The sequence below is a fragment of the Pseudomonas sp. GW823-FHT02C05 genome (assembly GCF_058797595.1).
Genome location: NZ_JBXAJU010000001.1, coordinates 1432883 through 1458311 on the forward strand (window position 1 = coordinate 1432883; position 25429 = coordinate 1458311).

Genomic DNA, 25429 nt, shown 5'->3' on the forward strand with positions numbered 1-25429 from the left:
GGCTTCAAGCCAGCAATTGCTGGATCTGTTCCTGCAGGCTGTTGAGGTCGAAGGGCTTGGCCAGGATCGGCGCCTTGCGGGTGATGGGGCTGCCGCATTCGAGGATTTCGTTGGGGTAGCCGCTGATGAAAATCACCTTCAGATCCGGACGCAGCTTCACGGCGGGCTCGGCGATCATCACCCCGGTGATCCCGCCCGGCAGGCGGTAATCGGTGATCATCACGTCCAGGTGCGGCTTGCTGGCGAGAATCTCGAACGCCTGCTCGCCATTCTCGGCCTGCAGCACCCGGTATCCCAGGCCCGACAGGTAGTCGGCCAGAAGCATCAGGATCACTGGTTCATCTTCGACGATCAGTACGACGTCTTGTGCATCTTCACTCATGGAAAACCTTTGCTCGGTCAATTGCTGCTGTTACGACCATTGGGTCACGCAGAGGTTGCGTGCGCGTTACGCTTTTAATGATTCACCGGCCAACGGGCCTCTACAGGGGCAGGCTGACGCGAAACAGCGCGCCCTCGCCGATCCGGCTCTCGACACTGATGGCACCACCATGGGCGGTGACGATCTGCTCGGAAATGAACAGCCCCAGGCCCAGCCCCGCCGCCACGTGGTTGGCACTGACCCGTTCGAACTGCTGAAAAATGCGCTTCTGGTTGTCTTCGCTGATACCGATGCCGTGGTCACGCACCTCGACCCGAGCCTCGCCGTCCTGGGCATAGACCCGCACTTCGATCGGGCTCTTGGCGCCGTAGCGCAGGGCGTTGGTCAGCAGGTTGGAAACCACCTGTTCGATGCGGAACTCGTCCCAGTTGCCCTCCAGGGGCTGCTCGGCCTGCAGGCTCAGGGACGACTGCGCCGCTTCCACCTGAGGCGCGAAGTTTTCCACCAGCCCGCGCACCAGCTGCGCCAGATCGAACCGCGAGGGGCGGATCGACAGCTTGCCGGTACGGATGCGCGAGATGTCCAGCATGTCCTCGATCAGGCGGATCAGGCTTTTGATCTGGCGCTCGTCGCGGTCGACCATGGCGTGCATCTTGTCCAGGCTGAAGGCCGCGGCGTTCTCCCGGGCCAGGTGCATCTTGCGCAGCTGGGTCTCGAGAATCAGGCCATTGAGCGGCGTACGCACTTCGTGGGCGACGATGGACATGAAGTCATCGCGCATGCGCACCGCCTGCTCCAGCTCGTTCTGAGTGGCCTGGAGCTTCTGGAGCAGCGCTTCCTGCTCGCGCCGGCTCTGCTCCAGGGCCTCGACCTGCTGCTTCATGGCCTTGCTCTGGCGGTACAGGTCGACGAATACGTTGACCTTGCTCTTCACCGCGTGGATGTCCAGGGGCTTGTGCAGAAAGTCCACCGCCCCGCTCTCGTAGCCCTTGAAGGCGTAGTTGAGCTCGCGCCCGGCGGCGCTGACGAAGACGATGGGAATGTTCTTGGTCTTCTCGGTGCCGCGCATCAGCTCGGCCAGCTCGAAGCCGTTCATGCCGGGCATCTGCACATCGAGGATAGCCATGGCGAACTCATGCTGGAGCAGCAGCGACAAGGCTTCGTCAGCCGACAGCGCCTTGTACACCGTACGGTCCTCGCGCTTGATCAGCGCCTCCAGGGCCAGCAGGTTCTCCGGCAGATCGTCGACGATCAGCAGCTTGGCTTGAATATTACTTAACATGGGTTCCTTCCAGCTCGGCAAGCAGACGGCTGATGCCGCGCAAAGGGAGAATGTAGTCCGGTTGATGCAGGGCCAGGGCGGCGTCCGGCATGGTCGAGACATGGGCCTCATTGGGATCCTGGACGATGGTCAGGCCACCCTGGCGCTTGACCTCGGCCAGGCCGCGGGCGCCATCCTGGTTGGCCCCGGTCAGGAGCACCGCGGCCAGGTTCCGGCCATAGGCATCGGCGGCGGACTCGAACAGGTAGTCGATGGCCGGGCGTGAGTGGTGCAGGCGTTCTTCCTGGCTCAGGGACAGGCTGCGGTCCTGCTCCACCGACAAGTGATAGCCGGGCGCGGCGAAGTACAGGGTGCCAGGCACGATCTGCTCCTTGTCGTCGGCCTCCTTCACCGCCAGCGCCAGACGCCGGTCGAAGACTTCGGCCAGCTGGCTGCGGCGCTCGTCGGGCAGGTGCAGGACCACGATCACCGGCAGGCGGAAACCCTGGGCGAAACCGCTGAACAGCTTCAGCAAGGCTTCGACCCCACCCGCAGAGGCCCCTACCACGATCGCCTCGATCTGCGGCCAGAAACCCTGGCTGACAATCTCCTGGCTCATGTCTTGCGATAGATCCGTTCTTGTTTGACCAAGGGCTCGAAGTGCTTGCCATAGGCGGAGAAGTCCAGGGTTTCCTTGCTGCCCAGCACCAGGAAACCACGATGGCAGAGGGACTCGTGAAACAGTCCGAAGGCACGATCCTGCAACTTTTTATTGAAATAAATCAATACGTTACGACAAGAAATTAATTGAGTTTCAGAGAATACACTGTCGGTCGCCAGGCTGTGGTCGGCGAAGGTCACGTTCTCGCGCAGGCTCTTGTCGAAGATCGCGTAGTCGTAGGCCGCGGTGTAGTAGTCGGCAAAGGAGCGCTGGCCGCCGGCCTGCTGGTAGTTGTGGGTGTAGGCCCGCACGTTCTCCAGGGAAAAGATGCCTTGCTTGGCCTTCTCCAGGGAGCTGGGGTTGATGTCGGTGGCATAGATGATGGTGCGCTCCAGCAGCCCCTCTTCGCGCAGCAGGATGGCCATGGAGTAGACCTCCTCCCCGGTGCTGCAGCCGGCGATCCAGATCTTGATCGAAGGATAGGTCTTGAGCAGCGGCACCACCTCCTGGCGGATCGCCAGAAAGTGCGACGGGTCGCGAAACATCTCGCTCACCGGAATGGTCAGGAACTGCAGCAACTGCATGAACGCGGTGGGGTCGTGCAGCACCCGCTCCTGCAACGCAGAAATGGTCTTGCATTCGAACTGGCGCAAAGCGTGGTTGACCCGGCGCTTGATCGAGGCACCTGAGTAGTCGCGGAAGTCGTAGCTGTACTTGAGGTAAATAGCTTCGATCAGCAAACGCAGTTCGATCTCGGTATTACGCTCCACTAAATTCTTTCCATCTTGGGTAGCCACACACGGATAAGGGAAAACAGCCGGTCCAGGTCAATGGGCTTGGCCAGGTAATCGTTGGAGCCGGCCTGCAGGCAGCGCTCCTGGTCATCCTTCATGGCCTTGGCGGTGACCGCGATGATCGGCAGCTTGCGCCAGCGCGGGTCCTTGCGGATCTGCACCGTGGCTTCGAAACCGTCCATCTCCGGCATCATCACGTCCATCAGCACCAGGTCGATATCCTCGACCTCATTGAGCCTGGCAATGGCTTCATGGCCGTTACGGCCGATCACCACTACCGCGCCCTTGTGTTCCAGGGCGCTGGTCAGGGCAAAGATGTTGCGCACGTCATCATCCACCAGGAGGATCTTGCGGCCCTCGAAGACCTTGTCGCGGCTGCGGGCGGTCTTGAGCATCTTCTGCCGTTCATGGGACAGCTGGGATTCGACTTTGTGCAGAAAAAGCGTCACTTCATCCAGCAGGCGCTCCGGCGAGCGCGCGCCCTTGATGATGATCGAGCGCGAATACTTGCGCAGCTCGGCCTCTTCATCCCGGGTCAGGTTGCGCCCGGTGTAGACGATCACCGGCGGGAAGGAGCAGATATCCTCGGTGGACATGCGCTTGAGCAGGTCGTTGCCGAGCATGTCCGGCAGCTTGAGGTCGATGACCATGCAGTCGTAGACGTTCTCGCGCAGCAGGTCCAGAGCCTCCTGGGCCAGGCCCACGGCGGTGATCTCGATGTCATCGTCACCGATCAACCGGGCAATGCTGTCGCGTTGCAGGTCGTCGTCCTCCACCAGCAGCACGCGCTTGACCTTCTGCGTCAGCTTGGCTTCCAGGCGGGCGAAGACATCCTTGAGCTCCTCGCGGGTGGTGGGTTTCACCGCATAGCCCACGGCGCCCATGTGCATGGCCGCTTCCACCCGGTCTTCCACCGAAATCACGTGCACCGGGATGTGCCGGGTCTGGGCGTTCTCCTTGAGGCGCTGCAACACGGTCAGGCCGGAGTGGTCCGGCAGGCGCATGTCCAGCAGGATGGCGTCCGGGATGAACTGGGCAGCCAGGCTGTAACCTTCGTCGGCGCCGTGGGCCACCAGGCAGTGGTAACCCAGCTCGTGGGCCAGGTCGAAGAGGATGTGGGCAAAGTTCGCCTCATCTTCCACCACCAGGATGCAACGACTGCTGAATGGCGCCTTGTCGCGGTCATCGGCGAAGCGCGGAATGTCCGCCCCCGGGGCCTCGGCCACCGGCTGCGGCAGGCTGGCAGGCTGAGGCGCGGCCACGGGCGCGACTGGGGCCGGCGGCGCCACCAGCGGCTCGGCGGCCTCCTGGTACTGCTCCGGCAGCACCAGGGTGAAGATACTGCCGCGGCCGGGTTCGCTGCTGACGCTGATGGAGCCGCCGAGCAGGGTCGCCAGATCCCGGGAGATCGACAGCCCCAGGCCGGTGCCGCCATAACGCCGGTTGGTGGTGCCGTCGGCCTGGCGGAAGGCCTCGAAGATGCTTTGCTGCTGATCCTGGGCAATGCCAATCCCCGAATCCTGCACCGCAAAGGCGATACCGGCCCCCGGCTGAGCGGACACCGTGAGGCTCACCTGGCCCTTCTCGGTGAACTTGACCGCATTGGACAGCAGGTTCTTGAGAATCTGCTCGACCCGCTGGCGGTCGGTGAACAGCATCTGCGGCGCTCCCGGTTGCAGCTCCACCTTGAATTCCAGGCCCCTGTCCTGGGTCAGCGGCTGGAACAGGCTGCGCAGCCCGTCCACCAGGCGCGGCACGCTGGCGTTCTCCGGACGCACTTCGAGCTTGCCGGCCTCGACCTTGGAGATGTCGAGGATGTCGTTGATCAGGTTCAGCAGGTCATTGCCCGCTGAATAGATCGACTCGGCGAACTTGACCTGCTCGGCGCTGAGGTTTTCCTGGGGGTTTTCCGCCAGCAGCTTGGCCAGGATCAGCGAGCTGTTGAGCGGCGTGCGCAGTTCGTGGGACATGTTGGCAAGGAACTCGGACTTGTACTTGCTGGAGCGTTGCAACTCTTCGGCGCGCTCCTCGAGCTGGGTCTGGGCCTCGTTGAGCTCGTTGTTCTTGCGGTCCATGGCGTCGCGCTGATCGGCCAGGATCTGCGCCTGCTCCGCCAGTTGCTCGTTGGTCTGTTCCAGCTCCACCTGCTGGGTTTCCAGGTGCACCTGGGATTCCTTGAGGATCCGCGACTGCTCTTCCAGCTCCTCGTTGGCGGTCTTGAGCTCTTCTTGCTGCACTTGCAGCTCTTCGTTGAGCTGCTGGGTCTCGGCCAGCACTTCCTGCAGGCGCTGGCGATAACGCGCGGCCTCGATGGAGGTGCCGATATTGCCGGCAATCAGTTCCAGCAGCTCGACGTCGTGCTCGCTCAAGGCCCGCAGGAAGCCCAGCTCGATCACCCCGTTGACCCGGTCGTCGTCACGAGTTGGCACCACCAGCACGCTGCGCGGCGAACCATCGCCCAGGCCGGAGCTGACCTTGAAGTAATCGGCAGGCACCTCGTCCAGACGGATCAGGCGCTTGTGCTGCGCGGCCTGCCCCACCAGCCCTTCGTCACTGTACAGCGACTGTTCCTGGGCTTCCTGCTCCCGGGAGAAGCCATAGGACGCCACGCGCCTGAGGCCACCGTGCTCCTCGCGCACATAGAGCGCCGCCACCGGTGTGCCCAGGTACTGGGCGCAGAATTGCAGGATGTTGCGCCCCAGCAGGTTCAGGCTCAGCTGGCCGAGCATCTGCTCGGCCAGCTCGGTCTGGCCGTTGCGCAACCAGGCCTGCTGTTCCAGGCGCCGGGCGCTCTTTTCCTGGGCTTCGAGGTTGTCGCTGTAGCTCTTGGACAGGGCCAGCAGGTCACGACGGCCGATGTAGGCCAGCAGCGCGCTGATGCCTACCACGAACAGCAGGTACAGCACCACGCTGAAAATGGTGGTGCGGGTGACGCTCTCGTTGCGCTCCAGGCGCAACTGCTGCTCCATGGCCACCGCGTCGTCGTATTCCTTGCGGATCTCATCAGTCAGGCGCTTGCCACGCCCGGCCTGCACCGCCCCGCGGTAATCACCGCTCTGCCGGCGCAGGTCGATCATGCCCTGGGCAAAGTTGTTCCACTCCACTTGCAGGGCTTCCAGGCGCTTGAGCCGGTCCACCTGCTGCGGGTTGTCCGCCACCAGCTCCTGCAAGCTGCTCAGTTCGCTGACGATGCGCGGCTTGGCCACTTCGTAGGGGTCCAGAAAATGCTCGTCGCCAGTGATCAGGAAGCCGCGCATGCCGGTTTCCAGGTCGATGGTCAGGCGCGCCGACTCGTTGAGGTTGTTGATCACTCGATCAGTGTGCTGCACCCACTGGATGACCGAGAGCAGGTAGGTGATCAGGGACACGAAAAAAATCGCGCTGAGTACACCGACACCCAGCGGCAGGCTGATGTTGCGGGTCAGCAGCTTGCGGAAACTCTGTTCATCAACCGAGGACGGACGAATCATTTGATGGGCCTTGGCGCTGGTGAAAAAAAACGAAGTTTGCCCCACATTCAGCCAGGACAGCTATTTTTTATAACCAAGGTAGCGCTCGCTTGCGATTTGTCCTGCCGTGGGACAAAGGAAGCGGTTATTCTTGCCGACGCTTGTACAAGGGGAATTTTTTGTACAGCTTCGGGAACTTGTGGCAAGCCGGCACTTACTGATGCACAGGGCTGCCTGCCGCACTGCCCCGCCGAATTCATTTCTTGAGAGTGTCCCTATGCCCGCCAGCGCCTCCACCATCCTAGTCGTCGAAGACGATGCCATCGTGCGCATGCTGATTGTCGATGTCCTTGAAGAACTGGAGTTCAGCGTGCTGGAGGCCGACGGCAGCGAAGCGGCCCTGAGCCTGCTGGAGGACGCCGGGCAACATATCGACCTGCTGATGACCGATGTCGGCCTGCCCGGGATGAACGGCCGCGAGCTGGCGGAGCGTGCCCGCACCCTGCGGCCGCAGTTGCCGGTGCTGTTCGCCAGTGGTTACGCCGAGTCCATCGAGGTGCCGGCCGGCATGTCGGTCATCGGCAAGCCGTTTTCCATCGACCAACTGCGCGACAAGGTGCGCAGCATTCTCGGCTGAGGGCAGGCAGCCTGCTCGGGCGCTGGCGCGCTGTGGTTTAATGGCGGCCTTTTTTACCCCCCGCCTGCCAGGAATGCCCGCTCATGAGTCCCACCGCCGCAACCAAAGTCCTGATCATTGGTTACGTCTGGCCCGAACCCCGCTCCTCCGCCGCCAGCGGGCACATGATGCAGATCCTCCAGAGTTTCCTCGACCAGGGCTGGGAGCTGACCTTCAGCAGCCCGGCCAACGAGGGCGAACACAAGGAAGACCTGACGGCCCTGGGCATTCGTGAATGCCCGATCGAACTCAACAACGCCAGCTTTGACCGTTTCGTCGCCAAGCTGGCACCGGATATCGTGCTGTTCGACCAGTTCATGATGGAGGAACAGTTCGGCTGGCGGGTGGAGCAGCATTGCCCGAATGCCCTGCGGGTGCTGGAGACCTCCGACCTGCAATGCCTGCGTCATGCCCGGCACCAGCGCCTCAAGGATGTTCTCAAGGAGGGCACCGAGGAAGACGACTTCAGCCCGCTGTTCGCCCAGGCGCCGGAGCAGGAATTCCAGCACATGGCCGTCACCGACCTGGCCAAGCGCGAGATCGCCGCCATCTATCGCTGCGACCTGAGCCTGATGATCTCCGAGGTGGAAATCGAGCTGCTGGTGCAACAGTTCCATTTGCCGCCGGCCCTGCTGCACTGGTGCCCGCTGATGCTCGAGCAACTGCCGCAGGGCTTTGCTCCCTTCGAGCAGCGGGCGCACTTGCTGAGCATCGGCAACTTTCGCCATGCGCCGAACTGGGACGCCGTGCTGTGGATGAAGAACCGCGTATGGCCGCTGATCCGCCAGCAATTGCCCGGCGCGCAATTGCACCTGTACGGCGCCTACACCCCGCCCAAGGCCGCGGCGCTGCACAACCCGGCCCAGGGCTTTCACATCATGAACTGGGCCGAGGATGCGCTGCAGGTGATGAGTGCAGCGCGGATCTGCCTGGCGCCCCTGCGTTTCGGCGCCGGGATCAAGGGCAAGCTGCTCGATGCCATGCTTTGCGGCACGCCCAGCGTCACCACCCCGGTGGGCAGCGAATCCATGTCCCAGGACGGCCTGCCATGGCCGGGGGCGGTGGCTGAATCCGCCAGTGGTCTGGCGGCCGCCGCGGTGCGCCTCTATCAGGACCGGCAGCTGTGGGAGCAGGCCCAGGCGGATGGCCGGCAGTTGCTCGAAGCGCGCTACCGCCAGCAAGTCCACGGCCCGGCGCTGATCCAGCGCCTGCAACACTGCCGCCAGCACCTGGAGCAACTGCGCCGGGACAACTTCACTGGCGCCATGCTGCGTCACCACCATCACAAGAGCACCCAGTACATGGCGCAGTGGATCGAAGCGAAAAACCGCCCGGCCTCCTGACCCTTCTTCGCTGGCGCACTGCCGGCGGTGCGCTTGCCGGCGAACAGGCCCTGGGATTTGCGCCGAACGTGAGGCCGCCTTCGCTGGCAAGCCAGCTCCTACAGTTGGCGTGATATCGGCGGTGTTCTTGTAGGAGCCGGCTTGCCGGCGAACAGGGCGCCAACCCTGAGAACGCCTTCTCTGGTGCGCGAGCGGGCCACGAGGCATTATCAGCCGGGCCTACAACAAGAACAGGCCCGCGCCATGAGCCGACCCGGCAAGATCACCGACCCCTCCTATGAGTTGATGGACGACCACAACGGCCTGTCCATCATCTATCGCCAGCACGGCTTCCCCTGCCCTCTGGTGCGCTGGCATTTCCACAAGGAATACGAGCTGCACCTGATAGTCGCCAGCTCCGGCAAGGTGTTCATCGGCGACTACATCGGCAACTTCTACCCGCAGACGCTGTTTCTCACCGGCCCCAACCTGCCCCACAACTGGATCAGCCAGGTGGCCGAGGACGAAGTGGTGGCCAAGCGCGACATGCTGGTGAACTTCACCGATGAGCTGTTCGACAGTGGCAGCCAGGTGTTCGCCGAGCTGAAGAACCTCAGCCCGCTGCTGGAGCGGGCGCAGTACGGCATCGAGTTCCGCTGCCCGCAAACCATCGCCCAGGCCCTGCCACTGATGCAGCGCATCGCCGACTCCAGCGGCATCACCCGCCTTGGCCACTTCCTCATCCTCATGGAGCTGCTGGCGGCCTGCGACGACTACCAGTTGCTGTCCGGCGCCACCAGCGTGCAACTGGCGGACGAACACAGCGTCGACCGCACCAACCGCGCGGTGGACTACATCTTTGCCCACTACGCCCGGGAGTTGCCCCTGGAGGAAGTGGCCGACTACCTGGGCATGAAGCCCAGCTATTTTTCCCGGGTGTTCAAGCAGGCCACGGGGCGCTGCTTCGTCGAGTTCGTCAACCGGCTGCGCATCAGCAAGTCCTGTGAACTGCTGGCCGACGGCGACAAACCGGTGACCGACGTGTGCTTCGAGTCGGGCTTCAACAACATTTCCAACTTCAACCGGCGCTTCCAGCAGCTCAAGGGCATGACCCCCTCCCACTACCGCCGCCTGGCGGTGCAACGCCTGACCGAACAGAACCTCGGCTGAGGACCCACGCTCGGCGCAGGGCTCAAGGGCCTCTTCGCCGGCAAGCCGGCTCCTACAAGGGCACCCCCAAATATCACACCAGCGAAGGCGCCCCCACGCCCGGCGCCAGGAACAATCGCCCGCAAGAGCCGACAAACCGGTCCAGGCTTGGTAAACGAGACCCGTTCAGCTTCCGTTCAGCAGTTGTCAATAATCTTCATTTAGCAATGAGTATCATTATGTTACAAATTACCCCCTAGCCTATTTGCCCACCGGTGCTGAATGCTCGTTCCATTTCTGATCATGTTGCGCGAAGGGATTGAAGCCGCGCTTATCGTTGGCATCATCGCCAGCTACCTGAAACAGACTGGCCGTGGCCAGTGGATGCCCGCCGTGTGGATCGGGGTCTTCCTCGCCGCGGCCCTGGCCCTGCTGGTGGGCGGCGGCCTGGAACTGATGAGCGCCGAATTCCCGCAGAAGCAGCAGGAACTCTTCGAAGGCATCGTCGGCCTGGTGGCCGTGGGCATCCTCAGTTCCATGGTGTTCTGGATGCGCAAGGTGGCGCGTTCGATCAAACATTCCCTGCATGTCTCCCTGGACCACGCCCTGGCCGGCTCCAAGCACCAGGTCACGGCGCTGATCGCCATGGTGTTCTTCGCCGTGGCCCGCGAAGGCCTGGAAACCGTGTTCTTCCTGCTGGCGGTGTTCCAGCAGAGCGAAGGCCCGGGCGCGCCCGTAGGCGCCCTGCTGGGCCTGATCTCAGCGATCATCGTCGGCTTCCTGATCTACACCGGCAGCATGCGCCTGAACCTTGGCGCCTTCTTTCGCTGGACCGGGCTGTTCATCCTGGTGGTGGCCGCCGGCATCCTCGCCAATTCGGTGCAGGCCCTGCATGAAGCCGGGGTCTGGAACCACCTGCAGACCGTACTCTTCGACTTCAGCGCCAGCCTGCCCATGGATGGCCCGGTGGGTTCGGTACTGGCCGGCATGTTCGGCTACCAGGACGCCCCCACCATCAGCACCCTCGGCGCCTATGTGCTGTACCTGGCCGTGACCCTGGTGCTGTTCTTCCTGCCCGGCGGCGCCCCAGCCAAGGCGCCCGGCTCAACGTCTTCCGTTTCCAGTCAGTAAGGCTCCCCATGACCCAGCAAGCCTCTCCCCAGGCCTCGCCTCCCCGCGCTCTGCGCTGGGCGGTTGCCGGTTCGGTGATCGTCATGATCGCCGCCGGCGGGCTGTTCTACTACGCCTCGCAACTGGCCGCCAGCAAGCGCCAGGCCCACCAGGGCGAGATCACCGTGACCATCCACCCCAAGAGTTGTGAACCCAACGCGCTGACAGTCCCGGCCGGGCGCGCCAGCTTCCGCATCGTCAACCGTTCGGATCGCGCCGTGGAATGGGAAATTCTCGACGGCGTGCTGGTGGTGGAGGAACGGGAAAACATCGCCCCGGGCCTGAGCCAGGTGATCAACGCCAACCTGCAGCCAGGGGACTACGCCATCACCTGCGGGCTTTTGAGCAACCCCCGCGGCACCCTGCACGTGACCCCGACCGCCGAGTCCGACGCCCAGGCCAAGGCGCGGCCGTCGATGGTGGCCTTTATCGGCCCGCTGTCGGAGTTCCGGGTCTACCTCAGCACCCAGGGCAGTGCCCTGGTCAAGGCAGTGAACGCCTTGCAGCAGGCCATAGACGCCGGCGACCTGAAACAGGCCCAGGCGCTGTACCTGCCGGCCCGCGCAGCCTATCAGCGCCTGGCCCCGGCGGCCCAGCGCCTGGCCGAGCTGGACAACACCATCAACGCCCGTGCCGATTATTTCGAACAGCGCGAACAGGATCCGGGCTTCAGCGGTTTCCACCGCCTGGAATACGGCCTGTTCCAGAAAAATGACCTGGCAGGCCTGGCTCCCGTAGCTCAGCGCCTGTCCAGCGACGTGGTCAGCCTCAAGGAACAGTTGCTGGCCCAGACCCTGCCACCGGAGCAATTGGTGAGCATCGTCGCGCGCAACATGCGCAGCCTGGCCGACCTGCGGGCCAGCAGCGGTGAAGAGGAACGCTACAGCCACGGCGACCTCAACGGCTTTGCCGCCAACCTGGAAACCACGCGCAAGGTCATCGACCTGCTGCGGCCGCTGCTGGCCAAGTCCGCGGCCCAATTGCTGCCCCAGGTGGACAGCGCCGCCGATGCCCTGGCCACTCGCCTGGCCAGCCTGCGCGACGGCTTCGGCTATGTGGCCTACGACCAGGTCGACGCCCGGCAGCGCAAAGAGATCGCCGACAAAGCCAAGGCCCTGGCCGACGCCCTCGACGCTATTGATCCCGCACTTGGCCTTTCCGGCCTGTAACAAGACGAGTTTTCAATGAACGATTCAGATCAGTCCAATCCGTCTTTTTCCGCCCAGCGTCGGCGCGTGCTGCTGGGCATGGGCGCCGCCGGCGTGGCCCTGGCCGGCAGCAGCCTGAGTTGCCCGGCCATGGCCGCCGCGCCCGCCCAGGTCACCGAAGCCCCCAGCAGCGACAAGACCCAGGACCGCCACGACTTCCATGGCCAGCATCAGAGCGGCATCGTCACCCCGCGCCCGGCCGCGGGCATGCTGGTGTCCTTCGATGTGCTGGCCAGCGACCGCGACGACCTGGAACGGCTGTTTCGCACCCTCGACCAACGCATTGTCTTTCTCATGCGCGGTGGCCCGGTGGCCCAGGTCGACCCGAAACTGCCGCCCCTGGATTCCGGCATCCTCGGCCCGGTGGTGACCCCGGACAACCTGACCATCACCGTCTCGGTGGGCGAGTCGCTGTTCGACGAGCGCTTCGGCCTGGAGGCGGCCAAACCCAAGCGCCTGATCCGCATGGTGGGCTTCCCCAACGATGCCCTGGAGCCCGCCTGCTGCCACGGCGACCTGAGCCTGCAGTTCTGCGCCAACACCGCCGACACCAATATCCACGCCCTGCGCGACATCGTGAAGAACCTGCCCGACCTGCTGCTGGTGCGCTGGAAACAGGAAGGCAGCGTACCGCCCCAGGCCCCGCTCAAGCCCGGCGAGCCGGCGCAGAGTGCGCGCAATTTCCTGGGCTTTCGCGACGGCTCGGCCAACCCCGACTCCAACGACCAAAAGGCCATGCAGCAGATCGTCTGGGTCCAGCCCGGCAGTGACGAACCGGCCTGGGCAGCCCATGGCAGCTACCAGGCAGTGCGGATCATCCGCAACTTCGTCGAACGCTGGGACCGCACCCCGCTGCAGGAGCAGGAAAGCATCATCGGCCGGATCAAGACCAGTGGCGCGCCCATGGACGGCCAGAAGGAAAGCCAGGTGCCCGACTACGCCCGGGACCCCCATGGCAAGGTCACCAAGCTCGACGCCCACATCCGCCTGGCCAACCCGCGCACTGCCCAGAGCCAGCAGAACCTGATCCTGCGCCGGCCGTTCAACTACTCCAACGGGGTCAACAAGAACGGCCAGCTGGACATGGGCCTGCTGTTCATCTGCTACCAGGCCGACCTGGAGAAAGGCTTCATCGCCGTACAGACCCGTCTGAACGGCGAACCCCTGGAGGAGTACCTCAAGCCCACTGGCGGCGGTTACTTCTTCACCTTGCCGGGGGTCACCGGCGAAGAGGATTTCATCGGGCGTTCGCTGCTCGATGCCACCCGGCCCAAAAGCACTGCCTGACACCCATGACACAACAACCCCCACGGAAAAGTCCCATGAAAAAGTCGCCTCTCGCTGTGTTGCTGACCCTTGGCTTGCTCCACGCGCCGCTTTCGGCGTTCGCCGCAACTGCGCCCCTGGAGCTGGTGGGGCCGATCTCCGACTACAAGATCTACGTCACCGAGCAGCTCGACGAACTGGCCAGCCACACCCAGCAGTTCACCGATGCGGTGAAAAAGGGCGACCTGGCCGCCGCCAAGAAGCTCTACGCGCCGACCCGGGTCTACTACGAGTCGATCGAACCGATCGCCGAGCTCTTCAGTGACCTGGACGCGTCCATCGACTCCCGGGTCGACGACCACGAGAAAGGCGTCAAGGCCGAAGACTTCACCGGCTTCCACCGCCTGGAATACTCGCTGTTCTCGGAAAACAGCACCGAAGGCCTGGGCGAGCTGGCCGACGGCCTGAACAAGGACGTCAAGGACCTGCAGACCCGCGTCGCCGGCCTGACCTTCCCGCCGGAAAAAGTCGTGGGTGGCGCCGCCGCGCTGCTGGAAGAAGTGGCCGCAACCAAGATCTCCGGTGAAGAAGACCGCTACAGCCATACCGACCTCTACGACTTCCAGGGCAACATCGACGGGGCGAAGAAAATCGTCGACCTGTTCCGTCCGCAGATCGAGAAGCAGGACAAGGCCTTTGTCGCCAAGGTGGACAAGAACTTCGCCACGGTGAACAAGATCCTGGCCAAGTACAAAACCCCTGACGGCGGCTTCATGACCTACGACAAGGTCAAGGAAAACGACCGCAAGGCCCTGGTAGGCCCGGTCAATACCCTGGCCGAAGACCTCTCCACCCTGCGCGGCAAACTGGGCCTGAACTGAGCCCGGAACCCAACACGCCATCCTCCCTGTAGGAGCTGGCTTGCCAGCGAAAGCAGCCCTGGGCACAACGCCCGCCTCAAGGCCCTCTTCGCCGGCAAGCCGGCTCCTACACAAGCAGAACAGCACCCCGCCCCCCCCGTAGGAGCTGGCTTGCCAGAGAAAGCGGCCCAGGGCACAACGCCCGGCTCAAGGTCCTCTTCGCCGGCAACATCATCACGAATGCAGATAAGTCTGGGCTGTGACACGTTATCCCGTTAACGTTCACGGCCCATCGACTTTCATGGAAGACCCTTCATGCCTCGCTCCACAGCCGCCAGCGCGCCGCAGACCGTCAGACCCTTCTCGCTGGTTCCACTGATGGCCGCCTATATGGCCTGCACCATGTCGATGATGGCCTTCGTCTCGCTGATCGGCCCGATCTCCCGGGCCCTGCACCTGGAAACCTGGCACGCCGGCGCGGCCGTCACCGTTTCCGGGGTGATCTGGATGCTCCTGGCGCGCCCCTGGGGCCAGGCCAGCGACCGCTTCGGCCGGCGCCGTGTGCTGCTGCTGGGCACCGCCGGCTTCACACTCGCCTACTGGGCCTTGTGCCTGTTCATCGACCTGTCGCTGCAGTCGCTGCCCAGCGTCGCCATGGCCTTTCTCGGCCTGATGCTCGGCCGCGGCTTGATCGGCGCCTTCTACGCGGCGATCCCGGTGGGCGGCTTCGCTCTGATCGCCGATAACGTCGAGCCTCAGCACCGCGCCCGTGCCATGGCCACCCTGGGCGCCGCCAACGCCGTGGGCCTGGTACTGGGCCCGGCGGTGGCCGCGCTGCTGGCGCGCTACAGCCTCAGCCTGCCGTTCTACGCCATGGCGGTGCTGCCGTTGCTGGCATTCCTGGTGCTGCGCTACCAACTGCCGCGCCAGGAACTGCACCTGGCCCAGGCGCCGACCCGGGTACGCCTGGGCGACCCGCGACTGCGCCGGCCCATGGTGGTGGCCTTTGTCGCCATGCTCTGTGTGTCGGTGGCCCAGATCACCGTCAGTTTCTATGCCCTGGACCGGCTGCACATGAGCCCCGCCGATGCCGCCCAGACGGCCGGGGTGGCCTTGGCCATGGTCGGCGTGGCGCTGATCTGCGCGCAGTTGGTGGTGCGCAAGCTGGAATGGCCGCCGCTGCGGATGATCCGCTACGGCGCCCTGCTGTCGGCGCTGGGTTATGCCGGCAGCATGCTGGTGGACAGCGCCTGGGGCTTGTGGCTGGCGTTCTTTGTATCGGCGGCAGGCATGGGTGGGGTGTTTCCGTCGTTCTCGGCCCTGGCGGCGAATGCCGTAGAGGCCTCGGAACAGGGCGCGACTGCCGGCAGCATCGGCGCCGCCCAGGGCCTGGGCGTGGTCATCGGGCCCATGGCCGGCAGCCTGATCTACGCCATCGAACCGCGCCTGCCCTACCTGCTGGCGGCGGTGCTGCTGGTACTGATCGCCATCTGGCCCGCCCCGCAGCCCAAAGACCTGTAGCCGCTGCTGCAGGCTGCGAACGGCTGCAAATCAGACGCCGCTCTTGAGATTGCTGAAGGTCCTGTGGACCTCGGCAGCGGCTACGGGTTAAAGCATGCGGTAGAGCAAGCGCTCGATGCGCACGCGGCTGACCCGGCGCAGGAACTTGCCCACGGCCTCGGGATAGTCCACCAGGCTGTCCAGGTACTGAAAGTGCTCGATACGGCGGGTGTGGCGATAGATCTCGGCCTGTTCGGCGTTGCGCGCCTGCAGCAGCTCGCCCTTGGGGTCGTCCAGCAACAGGGCGTTTTCCAGGTCCAGGCGGAAGGCCCGCGGATTGAGGTTGTTGCCGGTGAGCAAGGTATAGCGCTCATCGACCCACATGCCCTTGAGGTGGTAGGTGTTGTCACCGTCACGCCACAGGTGCAGGTTCAACTGGCCGTTGTCGATCACTTTCTGATGCCGCTTGGCAAAACGCCGCAGGCTGATCTCATACAGATAAGGCAGCGCGGCGATCACCTTGAACGGCTCGCTGGGCGGGATATAGAAGTCGTTGGCGGTCTTGTCGCCGACGATGATGTCGATCTTCACCCCGCGCTCCAGAGCCCGGTTGATCTCCCGGGTCACCGGCAGCGGCAGGTTGAAATACGGGGTGCAGATGGTCAGCTGGCGCTGGGCGCCGGCAATCAGCTCGCAGATCACCCGGTTCAACGGGTTGCCCTTGCCCACCCCGAGCAACGGGCTGACCGACAGCCCGCTCTTGTCCAGGCCACCGGCAGTGGTGTCGTAGGTGGCGTGCTTGAGGCGGCTGCGCAGATCGCCGATGTCGTTGCGCAGGCTGCGGGTGGTGGGCAGGTTCGGCAGGTCCAGGCGGTGCACTGCCCGCGACTCCACCAGGCCGTGCTGTACCAGGTGGTGCATGGAGTCGGCCAGCGCCTGGTTGTGCAGCAGGTGGTAACGGTCGAAGCGGTACTTGTCGAACTTGTGCAGGTACACGTTGTTCAGGCTGGCGCCGCTGTAGAGCACGCAGTCGTCGATGACGAAACCCTTGAGGTGCAGCACCCCGAACAGCTCGCGGGTCTGTACCGGCACGCCGTAGATCGGCACCTCGCTGGCGTGAGTGCGGGTCATTTGCTGGTACCAGGCCGAGTTGCCCGGCTGCTTGCCGGCACCGATCAGGCCGCGCTGGGCCCGCAGCCAGTCAACCACGACCACCACTTCCAGCTCGGGGCGGGCGGCCTTGGCGGCGTGCAGGGCATCGAGGATTTCCTGGCCGGCTTCATCCTGTTGCAGGTACAGCGCGACGATATAGATGCGCCGGCGTGCCTGGGCAATCTGCTCCAGCAGCGTGCGGCGAAACTGCGCGGCGCCGGTCAGCGTGGTGAAAGCCTCGGCGGCCAGTGGGAAGCTGCGCAGCTTGGGCAGCAGGGAACGTTTGAAAAGCGACGGCATTAGGGCTCGCAGTGGCTCAAATCCAAAGAGCGCAAGAGCTTACACCATGGACCGGCCGGAGTCCCCTGCCTGGCATGTATAACGCCCTCCCTCAGCAAAGCAACCGCCCGCTGTGCGCAGGAGCCGGCTTGCCGGCGAATGGGCCCCCAAGCCCTGTCCAAGGCGCAATGACACCTTCGCTGGCAAGCCAGCTCCTACATATAGGGAGAGATTCGATGTGCTTTTCTGTAGGAGCCGGCTTGCCGGCGAATGGGCCCCCAGCCCTGCGCAAGGCGCAATGACACCTTCGCTGGCAAGCCAGCTCCTACAAAGGGTAATGGCCAGTTTCGAAGAAAAACAAAAAATATAATTGACCAAGGAGAACGATCGTTCTACTGTTCGCCACATGAACGAAATCATGCACTCTGAAACCCGAGACATCATCCTCGATGTCACCGAGAAACTGATCTACCAGAACGGCATTGCCGCCACCGGCATGGATCTTCTGGTGAAGACCGCCGGCGTCTCGCGCAAGAGCGTCTACCGCTATTTCACCAACAAGGACGAGCTGGTGGTGGCCGCCCTGGAGCGTCGCGATCAGCGCTGGATGCACTGGTTCTGCAGCGCGGTGAACCAGGCCGCGACCCCGGCCCTGCGCCTGCTGGCGCTGTTCGACGTGCTCAAGGACTGGTTCGCAACCCCCGGTTTTCGCGGCTGCGCCTTTATCAACACCAGTGGCGAAACCGGCGACCCGCAAGACCCGGTGCGCCAAGTAGCAAAACGGCACAAGCAGAACCTGCTCGACTACGTGACCGAGCTTTGCCAGGGACATGGCGTGCAACATCCTGAGGAACTGGCAGCGCAACTGCTGATCCTGATCGATGGCGCCATTACCGTTGCCCTTGTGATGGGCAATCACAGTGCTGCTGATAATGCGCAATGCATGGCGCGAAAGTTATTGGACCTCTGATTGTTTTAAACAAGAGCAGCTTCTTTGTTTGAACAGCAACTTTCATTGGAGACAGATCATGTCGTCTAACGCTCAAGTGCGCCCGCCCCTTCCGCCTTTCACTCGCGAGTCGGCGATTGAAAAGATCCGCCTGGCCGAAGATGGCTGGAACTCCCGGGACCCGGAGCGGGTATCCCTGGCCTATACCCTGGATACCCAATGGCGCAACCGCGCCGAGTTCGCCCACAACCGCGAAGAGGCCAAGGCGTTCCTGACCCGCAAATGGGCCAAGGAACTGGATTACCGCCTGATCAAGGAACTGTGGGCCTTTACCGACAACCGTATTGCCGTGCGCTACGCCTACGAATGGCACGACGACTCGGGCAACTGGTTCCGTTCCTACGGCAACGAAAACTGGGAGTTTGACGAACAGGGTTTGATGGCCCGGCGCTTTGCCTGCATCAACGACATGCCGATCAAGGCCCAGGAGCGCAAGTTCCACTGGCCCCTGGGCCGCCGGCCCGACGATCACCCGGGCCTGAGCGAACTGGGCCTGTAATCACCACCGCCTCCGCGCTTGTAGGAGCTGGCTTGCCAGCGAAAGCGCCCTCAAGCCCGGCACAAGGCTCCGAGGCCCGTTCGCCGGCAAGCCGGCTCCTACGAAAAAACACACCTCCTCCGCCCCCGTAGGAGCTGGCTTGCCAGCGAAAGCACCCTCTAGCCCGGCACAAGGCTGCGAGGCCCGTTCGCCGGCAAGCCGGCTCCTACGAAAAAACACACCTCCTCTGCCCCCGTAGGAGCTGGCTTGCCAGCGAAAGCGCCCTCAAGCCCGGCACAAGGCTCCTAGGCCCATTCGTCGGCAAGGGGCGGCTTCAGGCGGCGGCTTCCTGTTCCTTGGACCGCGCCCGGGCCTCCAGCTCGCGTACCAGGGGCAGCACGCGCTGGCCGAAATACTCCACCTCTTCCTGGAAATGCAGGAACCCGGCCAGTACCAGGTCCACACCCACCGCCTTCAACTCCACGATGCGCTGGGCAATCTGCTGTGGCGTGCCGATCAGGTTGGTCTTGAACCCGTCGTTGTACTGCACCAGGTCCTCGAAACTCGACTTGGCCCAGTTGCCCTCGCCTTCGGGGGACGCCTTGCCGGCCTGCCGGGCGGCGTCACCGAAGGCATTCACCGCCTCCGGGTCGGCCTGATCGATGATTTGCTGCAACACCGCCCGCGCCTCCTCTTCGGTGTCCCGGGCGATCACGAAGGCGTTCACTCCGATCTTCACCGAGTGCTGGTTGGCCGCGGCCTTGGCGCGGATGTCATCGACCTGGGCCTTGATCCCCTCGACACTGTTGCCGTTGGTGAAGTACCAGTCCGAAACCCGGGCCGCCATGTCCCGGGCAGCCCGCGAGCTGCCGCCCTGGAAGATCTCCGGCTGGCCCAGGGGCTTGGGCTTGAGGCTGTAATGGTCGAAGCGATAGAAATCGCCCCTGAAGGTGAAGGCATCCTGGCTCCAGACCCCGCGCAGGCAGCGAATGAATTCCTCGGACCGGCGATAGCGCTCGTCGTGCTCCAGCCAATGCTCGCCAATGGCCTGGAACTCACCCTTGAACCAACCGCTGACGATGTTCACCGCAATACGGCCATTGGTCAGTTGGTCGATGGTCGCCAGTTGCTTGGCCGCCAGGGCCGGCTGCCAGGGCCCGGGCAGGATCGCCGCAATCACCTTGAGCTTGTCGGTGGCCGCCAGCAGTGCGTGGCTGAAAGCCACCGACTCGTGCTGGTACTCGGCGCCATAGCCAGCGGTGAAGCGAATCTGGGTCAGGGCGTATTCGAAGCCGGCCTGCTCGGCGATCTGCGCCAGCTTGCGGTTGTAGTCGATGCCCCAATGGGTGCGTTGCTCGATCTTGCTGACCACCAGCCCACCGCTGACGTTGGGCACCCAGTAGGCAAATTTCACGGCTTGCTGACTCATGGTTCGGTCCTCGGGACTTGGGAAAGTACCCCGGAGCAGAGCAGCAAGCGTGCCAGGGCCTGGAAGCCCTCGGCGCGTAGGCCGCCAGACGCCGTGTGGAGCCTCAAGCACGCCCTCTCCCGGGCAATGGCTGAGGCTCGCTGCCTGCGGCGGCGCGGGGCCGGCCAACCCTGGAAACGGGCTGTTTTGTTGATGAACTGTTGGCGGAGCAACAGTTGCAGGCGCTCTGCCGGAGCCCTTGCCCCGGCAAACCGGCGTTTGCGGCTTCGGCATGGTGTGTGCAATCGGCCTGGACCCTGCAGCGCTTTTTTCTGCCGAACCCAGGAGCTACACCATGACTGAACACCAGGTAATCAATCCGCTGTCCGTGGGGGTCGACTACGAGACCCTGGCCGCAGGCTTTCGCCCGATCTTCCAGCGCATCGCCAGTGGCGCGGTGGAACGGGAACAGCAACGCAAACTGCCCTACGAGCCCATCCAGTGGCTCAAGGAATCCGGATTCGGCGCGGTACGGGTGCCGCTGGAATATGGCGGTGGCGGCGCTTCCCTGCCCCAGCTGTTCCAGCTGCTGATCGAGCTGGCCGAGGCCGACGCCAACGTGCCCCAGGCCCTGCGCGGGCACTTTGCCTTTGTCGAGGATCGGCTCAATGCCACGCCCGGACCGGGCCGGGACCTGTGGTTCAAGCGCTTTGTCGAAGGCGATATCGTCGGCTGCGCCTGGACCGAAATCGGCGCCGTGGACATCGGCCAGGTCATCACCAAAGTCTCTCCGGATGGCGAAAAATGGCGCCTCAACGGCGAAAAGTTCTACAGCACCGGGAGCATTTTCTCCGACTGGATCGATGTCTATGCCCAGCGCACGGACACCGGCGGCGACGTGATTGCCGCGGTGCGCACCCGCCAGCCGGGCATCGAGCAGAGCGACGATTGGGACGGCTTCGGCCAGCGCACCACCGGCAGCGGCACCTCGCGCTTCCAGGACGCTGAAGTGGACGCCGAGAACATCATCGACTTCGCAACCCGCTTCAAATACCAGACCGCGTTCTACCAGCTGGTGCTGCTGGCGACCCTGGCCGGCATCGGCCGCGCGGCGCTACGTGATGTGGCCCACGAAGTGCGGGTGCGCAAGCGCATCTACAGCCACGGCAACGCGCCCCAGGCCAGCGCCGATGCCCAGGTGCAGCAGGTGGTGGGCGAGATCGCGGCCCTGGTGTATGCCGCCGAAGCCGCCGCCCTGCGTGCTGCAGCCCCTGCGCAACAGGCCTACCTGGCGCGCTTTGCCGGGGACCCGGCCCAGGAGCGTGCGGCCAATGTGGCGGCGGAAATCGAATCGGCCACGGCCCAGGTGGTGGTCACCGAACTGGTCCAGCGCGCCACCAGCGAGCTGTTCAATGCCCTGGGGGCTTCGGACATTCGCCAGGGCAAGGCCCTGGACCGGCACTGGCGCAATGCGCGCACCGTGTCTTCGCACAACCCAGTGATCTACAAGGCGCGGATCGTCGGCGACTGGAAGATCAACGGCAGCGAGCCACCCTTTGTCTGGCAGATTGGCAACGGCCCCCAGCGCTGACCTCAGGCACCGCCCCCCGTAGGAGCTGGCCTGCCAGCGAAGGCGTCATCCAGGCGAACGCTCGGCCCAGCGGCCTCTTCGCCGCCAAGCCGGCTCCTGCAGCGAAATCTCGGCGCACCGCCCCGTAAGAGCTGGCTTGCCAGCGAAGGCGTCATCCAGGCGGGCGCTCGGTTCAGGGAGAGGCATCCGACCAAGGTCGAGGCGGTCGCGCGGCGGGCTGGGTTGCAGGTAATATGGCGGACTTTCGCGCAGCCCCCTTTGCGCTTCTCGCCGAAATAAGCCGACCCCATGCCCTTCGAACTCAGCGTAGACCTGACCACCCTCGCCATTCTCGCCCTCGTGGCCTTCATCGCCGGTTTCATCGACGCCATTGCCGGCGGCGGCGGCCTGCTCACCACCCCGGCCCTGCTCACCGCCGGCCTGCCGCCGCACCTGGTGCTGGGCACCAACAAACTCAGCTCGACCTTCGGCTCGGCCACCGCCAGCTTCACCTTCTATCGGCGCAAGCTGTTCCACCCCAGGCAATGGACCCACGCCATTGTCGGCACCCTGGTGGGCGCCCTGACCGGGGCCATCGTCGCTCACTACCTGCCGGCGGAATGGCTGAACAAGATGCTGCCGGTGATCGTCTTCGCCTGCGGCCTGTACCTGCTGTTCGGCGGCACGCCCAAGGCGCCACTGGACAGCGACGCACCGATCAAGAAGAAGTGGCAATCGAGCCAGGGCTTCAGCCTGGGCTTCTATGACGGCGTGGCCGGCCCCGGCACCGGGGCGTTCTGGACCGTGAGCAGCCTGCTGCTCTACCCCATCGACCTGGTCAAGGCCAGCGGCGTGGCCCGCAGCATGAACTTCGTCAGCAACATCGCGGCGCTGTCGGTGTTCGTGTTTTCCGGGCAGGTGGACTGGATCATCGGCCTGTGCATGGGCCTGTCGGTGATGGTCGGGGCCTTCTTCGGCGCACGCACCGCCATCAGCGGTGGTGCCAAGTTCATTCGCCCGGTGTTCATCACCGTGGTCCTTGGGCTGACCGTGCGCCTAGCCTGGCAGCACTGGTTCAGCGTGGCCTAGGCGGCGCGCCACATAGAGATCGATCAGGTAGCGGGCAATCGAGCGCGAGGCCGGCAACGGCGGTAGCGCATGGACGCTGAACCACTGGGCGTCCTCGATCTCGTCTTCCTGGGGAATGATCTCGCCGCCGGCGTATTCGGCGTGAAAGCCCAGCATCATCGAATGGGGGAACGGCCAGCATTGGCTGCCCACGTACTGGATGTTCCTGACTTCGATGCTCACCTCTTCGCGCACCTCGCGAATCAGGCAGTCCTCCGCCGACTCTCCCGGCTCGGCAAAGCCTGCCAGGGTGCTGTAGACCCCGGTGACGAAGCGCGGCGAACGAGCCAGGAGGATTTCGTCACCGCGGGTGATCAGCACGATCATGCTCGGTGAAATGCGCGGGTAGCTGCGCAGGTCGCAAGGCTGGCAATACATCGCCCGCTCCCCCGGCACCTGGGCCATGGGCTGCCCGCAACTGCCGCAGTACCGGTGCTCCCGGGCCCAGGTGCCGATCTGCGCGGCATAGCCCAGGACCTTGTACAGGGTGTGATCGCCCTCCAGCATGAAGGCCCGCAGGCCTTTCCAGCCGCAGCCCGGCACTTCGGCGCGGGCGCTCAGTTCCAGCAGGTACACCGGCTCGCCATCGAGATGGCCGATGCCGTGTTCCGCCAGCAGAGGCAGGTCCTGGCCCTTGAGCCAGTGCCGCGGGAACAGCGCGCCGTTGTCGTCGTAGAGAAAGCCGTCCGGGCCGCGGGCCACGGCCCAGCCGCCGGGAAGGTCGGTGTCGAGTACTGCGGTGGTCCAGCGTTCAATCATCGTCAATCAATCCAGAAATTCGGGTTTCTGTTTGCTCATATGGGCGGCGATGGCCACACGCAAGTCGTTGGACTGCAACATGGCAGCGTTCCAGGTGGCGACATATTCCAGGCCGTCATCAATACGGTGGTCACGCATGTAGCTGAGCATTTCCTTGGTGCCGCTGACCGCGATCGGCGACTTGGCGGCGATCTCCCGGGCAATTCCCATGACCCCGTCCAGCAGGCTTGCGGCATCGCTGTAGGTCCGGTTGACCAGGCCAATGCTGCGTGCTTCCTCGGCACCGAAGGTGCGCCCAGTGTAGGCCAGCTCGCGCAGGATGCCGTCGCCGATGATACGTGGCAAACGTTGCAGTGTGCCGACATCCGCAGCCATGCCGATATCGATTTCCTTGATCGAGAATTGCGCATCGTCCGCGGCGTAACGCATGTCGCAGGCGCTGATCAGGTCGATGGCGCCCCCCAGGCAATAGCCCTGGATCGCCGCCAGCACCGGCTTGCGGCAGTTGTCCACGGCGTTGAACGAGGCTTGCAGCTGGAAGATCTTGCGCCGCAGCAGGCGCGCGTTGCGGCCCACATCCTTGCCCAGTTCGTTGGCCACCCCGGCCAGCATCATCAGGTCGATGCCCGAAGAAAAATGCTTGCCGGCACCGCTGAGCACCACCACGCGCACTGCGTCGGTGTCGTCGATCCAGCGGAAGATCTCGACGATCTCGCTCCAGAACGCGGCGTTCATGGCGTTGATCTTTTCCGGGCGGTTGATCTGCACATGGGCGATGTTGTCAGCGAGTTCGACGCGAAAGGCTTGGTATTCGGACATGGCAGTGATCCTTTACTGGGCAGAAAATGAGGGCCGAACTATAGCAAGTGGCGGCGGCGGGCCGTAAGGCAGCGCATCGGCCAAAAGCGGGACTGGCCACCGCCCCTGCGGGAGCCGGCTTGCCGGCGAAGAGGCCCCTGAATAACGCCTTCGCTGGCAAGCCAGCGCCTACATGGGGGCGATGTGGGGGTGATGAGCTCAGCCTTGCCTGATGCAATAGAAGGCGGCGGTCGTGTAAGGCACGGTGACCTGGGCCTTGCCCCGCAGCTGCGGCTCGCTGTCGATCAGGGCGGCGATCTGCCGGTCCACGGCCTCGCGCTCGGCCTGGGGCAAGGCGGCGATGAAGCTGGTGGAGCGCACACGGTTGAAGATCACGTCCTCCGGCGTGCCGCTGTGGCCCTGGGTGAAATGCTGTTCCTGCAGAGGCCCGAAACCCGGATGGGGAAAGGCCTGGCGCCAGGCACCGGTGTAATAGCGCGGGGTATCGGCCTGCAAGGCATTGACGATGGCGTCCAGGCGCGCCACCCAGGGCACCCGGGCATCCCGCAGGTTCCACACCAGGGCCAGCTTGCCGCCGGGCTTGAGCACGCGATGGATTTCCTCCAGTGCCGCGCGGTGGGCAAACCAGTGAAAGGCCTGGGCACAGACCAGCACATCCACCGAGGCATCCTTGAGCGGCAGCGCCTCGGCGCTGCCCTCCAGCACCTGGGCCTCGGGCTGGGCCGCCGCCAGCCTGGCGCGCATTTGCTCGACTGGCTCCACCGCGATCACTTGGGCCCCTGTGGCCAGCAAGCGGCCGGTGAACTTGCCGGTGCCGGCGCCCAGGTCCACCACCACCCTGCCCGGCCCGAGGCCCAGCGTCTCCCGCAGCCAGGGCTCAAGGGCTGGCGGATAGTCCGGCCGGCCCCGCACATAGGTATCGGCGGCCTGTTGGTAGCCGTCGGCCGCAGCATGATGAATCGCCTGATCGTTCATGGATGAACCTCCTCATTGCGGGTGAGTACGAACAGGATAAACCGTGCCCGACAACAGGCAGCATGAAACTCCTGTCAGTTGCACCCCCGTTGCAGGAGCAGGCTGTAGGAGCTGGCTTGCCAGCGAAGGCGTTATCCGCAGGGGCACTCGGCTC

The 25429-nt window shown here is 64.2% G+C and carries 22 protein-coding genes; 12 read left to right on the forward strand and 10 right to left on the reverse strand.

Annotation, left to right across the window (positions count from 1 at the left end):
• Positions 1-4: 4 nt before the first annotated feature.
• From AC1RGE_RS06470 to AC1RGE_RS06490, 5 genes are all read right to left on the reverse strand, one after another.
• Positions 5-382, reverse strand: a complete 378-nt coding sequence (locus tag AC1RGE_RS06470; RefSeq protein WP_011061530.1) for a response regulator — start codon at positions 380-382, stop codon at positions 5-7.
• A gap of 100 nt (positions 383-482) precedes the next feature.
• Positions 483-1664, reverse strand: a complete 1182-nt coding sequence (locus AC1RGE_RS06475; RefSeq protein ID WP_011061531.1) for a hybrid sensor histidine kinase/response regulator — start codon at positions 1662-1664, stop codon at positions 483-485.
• Complete coding sequence (locus AC1RGE_RS06480; RefSeq protein ID WP_011061532.1) at positions 1654-2262, reverse strand: chemotaxis protein CheB; 609 nt, start codon at positions 2260-2262, stop codon at positions 1654-1656. The genes AC1RGE_RS06475 and AC1RGE_RS06480 overlap by 11 nt, the downstream gene beginning before the upstream one ends.
• Complete coding sequence (locus AC1RGE_RS06485; protein ID WP_011061533.1) at positions 2259-3074, reverse strand: CheR family methyltransferase; 816 nt, start codon at positions 3072-3074, stop codon at positions 2259-2261. Before AC1RGE_RS06485 ends, AC1RGE_RS06480 begins: the two co-directional genes overlap by 4 nt.
• Positions 3074-6568 carry a response regulator gene (locus tag AC1RGE_RS06490; protein ID WP_492583705.1) on the reverse strand — a complete coding sequence of 1165 codons (3495 nt, stop codon included), beginning with the start codon at positions 6566-6568 and terminating at the stop codon, positions 3074-3076. Before AC1RGE_RS06490 ends, AC1RGE_RS06485 begins: the two co-directional genes overlap by 1 nt.
• A gap of 256 nt (positions 6569-6824) precedes the next feature.
• Between AC1RGE_RS06490 and AC1RGE_RS06495 the strand changes: the two genes are divergently transcribed.
• The 8 genes from AC1RGE_RS06495 (at position 6825) to AC1RGE_RS06530 (ending at position 15719) form a co-directional block, all read left to right on the forward strand.
• A complete protein-coding gene (locus AC1RGE_RS06495) occupies positions 6825-7184 on the forward strand; it encodes a response regulator (RefSeq protein WP_011061535.1) in 360 nt (119 codons plus the stop codon).
• 83 nt (positions 7185-7267) lie between these two features.
• The gene (locus tag AC1RGE_RS06500; RefSeq protein ID WP_492583707.1) at positions 7268-8566 is read left to right on the forward strand and encodes a glycosyltransferase; all 1299 of its coding nucleotides are present in this window, start codon (positions 7268-7270) and stop codon (positions 8564-8566) included.
• A 243-nt stretch (positions 8567-8809) separates the two neighbouring features.
• Positions 8810-9715, forward strand: a complete 906-nt coding sequence (locus tag AC1RGE_RS06505; protein ID WP_011061537.1) for an AraC family transcriptional regulator — start codon at positions 8810-8812, stop codon at positions 9713-9715.
• A gap of 261 nt (positions 9716-9976) precedes the next feature.
• On the forward strand, positions 9977-10825 hold the full coding sequence (gene efeU, locus AC1RGE_RS06510; protein ID WP_072441689.1) for an iron uptake transporter permease EfeU: 849 nt from the start codon (positions 9977-9979) through the stop codon (positions 10823-10825).
• 8 nt (positions 10826-10833) lie between these two features.
• Positions 10834-12033 (forward strand): iron uptake system protein EfeO, encoded by a 1200-nt coding sequence (efeO, locus tag AC1RGE_RS06515; RefSeq protein WP_103290910.1) that lies wholly within the window; start codon positions 10834-10836, stop codon positions 12031-12033.
• A 15-nt stretch (positions 12034-12048) separates the two neighbouring features.
• Complete coding sequence (gene efeB / locus AC1RGE_RS06520; RefSeq protein WP_492583709.1) at positions 12049-13359, forward strand: iron uptake transporter deferrochelatase/peroxidase subunit; 1311 nt, start codon at positions 12049-12051, stop codon at positions 13357-13359.
• 35 nt (positions 13360-13394) lie between these two features.
• Positions 13395-14219 (forward strand): iron uptake system protein EfeO, encoded by an 825-nt coding sequence (gene efeO, locus AC1RGE_RS06525; RefSeq protein WP_011061541.1) that lies wholly within the window; start codon positions 13395-13397, stop codon positions 14217-14219.
• A 294-nt stretch (positions 14220-14513) separates the two neighbouring features.
• The gene (locus AC1RGE_RS06530; RefSeq protein WP_492583711.1) at positions 14514-15719 is read left to right on the forward strand and encodes an MFS transporter; all 1206 of its coding nucleotides are present in this window, start codon (positions 14514-14516) and stop codon (positions 15717-15719) included.
• 87 nt (positions 15720-15806) lie between these two features.
• On the opposite strand, the gene pssA is transcribed toward AC1RGE_RS06530, so the two are convergent.
• Complete coding sequence (pssA, locus tag AC1RGE_RS06535; protein WP_015635793.1) at positions 15807-17150, reverse strand: CDP-diacylglycerol--serine O-phosphatidyltransferase; 1344 nt, start codon at positions 17148-17150, stop codon at positions 15807-15809.
• Positions 17151-17535: 385 nt separating this feature from the next.
• On the opposite strand from pssA, the gene AC1RGE_RS06540 reads away from it, so the two are divergent.
• Positions 17536-18099: a TetR/AcrR family transcriptional regulator gene (locus tag AC1RGE_RS06540; RefSeq protein WP_093403424.1), complete on the forward strand. Its 564-nt coding sequence runs from the start codon at positions 17536-17538 to the stop codon at positions 18097-18099.
• 58 nt (positions 18100-18157) lie between these two features.
• Positions 18158-18637, forward strand: a complete 480-nt coding sequence (locus tag AC1RGE_RS06545) for a nuclear transport factor 2 family protein (RefSeq protein ID WP_011061545.1) — start codon at positions 18158-18160, stop codon at positions 18635-18637.
• 313 nt (positions 18638-18950) lie between these two features.
• On the opposite strand, the gene sfnG is transcribed toward AC1RGE_RS06545, so the two are convergent.
• On the reverse strand, positions 18951-20045 hold the full coding sequence (sfnG, locus tag AC1RGE_RS06550) for a dimethylsulfone monooxygenase SfnG (RefSeq protein ID WP_011061546.1): 1095 nt from the start codon (positions 20043-20045) through the stop codon (positions 18951-18953).
• 334 nt (positions 20046-20379) lie between these two features.
• Between sfnG and AC1RGE_RS06555 the strand changes: the two genes are divergently transcribed.
• Entirely contained in the window at positions 20380-21615 is a 1236-nt protein-coding gene (locus AC1RGE_RS06555; RefSeq protein ID WP_011061547.1) for an acyl-CoA dehydrogenase family protein, read from the forward strand.
• Positions 21616-21903: 288 nt separating this feature from the next.
• Positions 21904-22683, forward strand: coding sequence for a TSUP family transporter (locus tag AC1RGE_RS06560; RefSeq protein ID WP_011061548.1), 780 nt, complete (start codon positions 21904-21906; stop codon positions 22681-22683).
• Here AC1RGE_RS06560 and nudC read toward each other — a convergent pair.
• From nudC to AC1RGE_RS06575, 3 genes are all read right to left on the reverse strand, one after another.
• Positions 22651-23481, reverse strand: a complete 831-nt coding sequence (nudC, locus tag AC1RGE_RS06565) for an NAD(+) diphosphatase (RefSeq protein WP_015635796.1) — start codon at positions 23479-23481, stop codon at positions 22651-22653. The genes AC1RGE_RS06560 and nudC overlap by 33 nt on opposite strands.
• A 6-nt stretch (positions 23482-23487) precedes the next feature.
• A complete protein-coding gene (locus tag AC1RGE_RS06570) occupies positions 23488-24300 on the reverse strand; it encodes a crotonase/enoyl-CoA hydratase family protein (protein ID WP_015635797.1) in 813 nt (270 codons plus the stop codon).
• Between the two features lie 198 nt (positions 24301-24498).
• Positions 24499-25275 (reverse strand): class I SAM-dependent methyltransferase, encoded by a 777-nt coding sequence (locus AC1RGE_RS06575; RefSeq protein WP_065364168.1) that lies wholly within the window; start codon positions 25273-25275, stop codon positions 24499-24501.
• Positions 25276-25429 lie beyond the last annotated feature (154 nt).

Excerpts from the sequence above, each read along its gene's own strand:
- AC1RGE_RS06470 (WP_011061530.1), bottom strand. The coding sequence starts at position 382 with ATGAGTGAAGATGCACAAGACGTCGTACTGATCGTCGAAGATGAACCA.
- AC1RGE_RS06475 (WP_011061531.1), bottom strand. The coding sequence starts at position 1,664 with ATGTTAAGTAATATTCAAGCCAAGCTGCTGATCGTCGACGATCTGCCG.
- AC1RGE_RS06480 (WP_011061532.1), bottom strand. The coding sequence starts at position 2,262 with ATGAGCCAGGAGATTGTCAGCCAGGGTTTCTGGCCGCAGATCGAGGCG.
- AC1RGE_RS06490 (WP_492583705.1), bottom strand. The coding sequence starts at position 6,568 with ATGATTCGTCCGTCCTCGGTTGATGAACAGAGTTTCCGCAAGCTGCTG.
- AC1RGE_RS06495 (WP_011061535.1), top strand. The coding sequence starts at position 6,825 with ATGCCCGCCAGCGCCTCCACCATCCTAGTCGTCGAAGACGATGCCATC.
- AC1RGE_RS06500 (WP_492583707.1), top strand. The coding sequence starts at position 7,268 with ATGAGTCCCACCGCCGCAACCAAAGTCCTGATCATTGGTTACGTCTGG.
- AC1RGE_RS06505 (WP_011061537.1), top strand. The coding sequence starts at position 8,810 with ATGAGCCGACCCGGCAAGATCACCGACCCCTCCTATGAGTTGATGGAC.
- efeU (WP_072441689.1), top strand. The coding sequence starts at position 9,977 with ATGCTCGTTCCATTTCTGATCATGTTGCGCGAAGGGATTGAAGCCGCG.
- efeO (WP_103290910.1), top strand. The coding sequence starts at position 10,834 with ATGACCCAGCAAGCCTCTCCCCAGGCCTCGCCTCCCCGCGCTCTGCGC.
- efeB (WP_492583709.1), top strand. The coding sequence starts at position 12,049 with ATGAACGATTCAGATCAGTCCAATCCGTCTTTTTCCGCCCAGCGTCGG.
- efeO (WP_011061541.1), top strand. The coding sequence starts at position 13,395 with ATGAAAAAGTCGCCTCTCGCTGTGTTGCTGACCCTTGGCTTGCTCCAC.
- AC1RGE_RS06530 (WP_492583711.1), top strand. The coding sequence starts at position 14,514 with ATGCCTCGCTCCACAGCCGCCAGCGCGCCGCAGACCGTCAGACCCTTC.
- pssA (WP_015635793.1), bottom strand. The coding sequence starts at position 17,150 with ATGCCGTCGCTTTTCAAACGTTCCCTGCTGCCCAAGCTGCGCAGCTTC.
- AC1RGE_RS06540 (WP_093403424.1), top strand. The coding sequence starts at position 17,536 with ATGAACGAAATCATGCACTCTGAAACCCGAGACATCATCCTCGATGTC.
- AC1RGE_RS06545 (WP_011061545.1), top strand. The coding sequence starts at position 18,158 with ATGTCGTCTAACGCTCAAGTGCGCCCGCCCCTTCCGCCTTTCACTCGC.
- sfnG (WP_011061546.1), bottom strand. The coding sequence starts at position 20,045 with ATGAGTCAGCAAGCCGTGAAATTTGCCTACTGGGTGCCCAACGTCAGC.
- AC1RGE_RS06555 (WP_011061547.1), top strand. The coding sequence starts at position 20,380 with ATGACTGAACACCAGGTAATCAATCCGCTGTCCGTGGGGGTCGACTAC.
- AC1RGE_RS06560 (WP_011061548.1), top strand. The coding sequence starts at position 21,904 with ATGCCCTTCGAACTCAGCGTAGACCTGACCACCCTCGCCATTCTCGCC.
- nudC (WP_015635796.1), bottom strand. The coding sequence starts at position 23,481 with ATGATTGAACGCTGGACCACCGCAGTACTCGACACCGACCTTCCCGGC.
- AC1RGE_RS06570 (WP_015635797.1), bottom strand. The coding sequence starts at position 24,300 with ATGTCCGAATACCAAGCCTTTCGCGTCGAACTCGCTGACAACATCGCC.
- AC1RGE_RS06575 (WP_065364168.1), bottom strand. The coding sequence starts at position 25,275 with ATGAACGATCAGGCGATTCATCATGCTGCGGCCGACGGCTACCAACAG.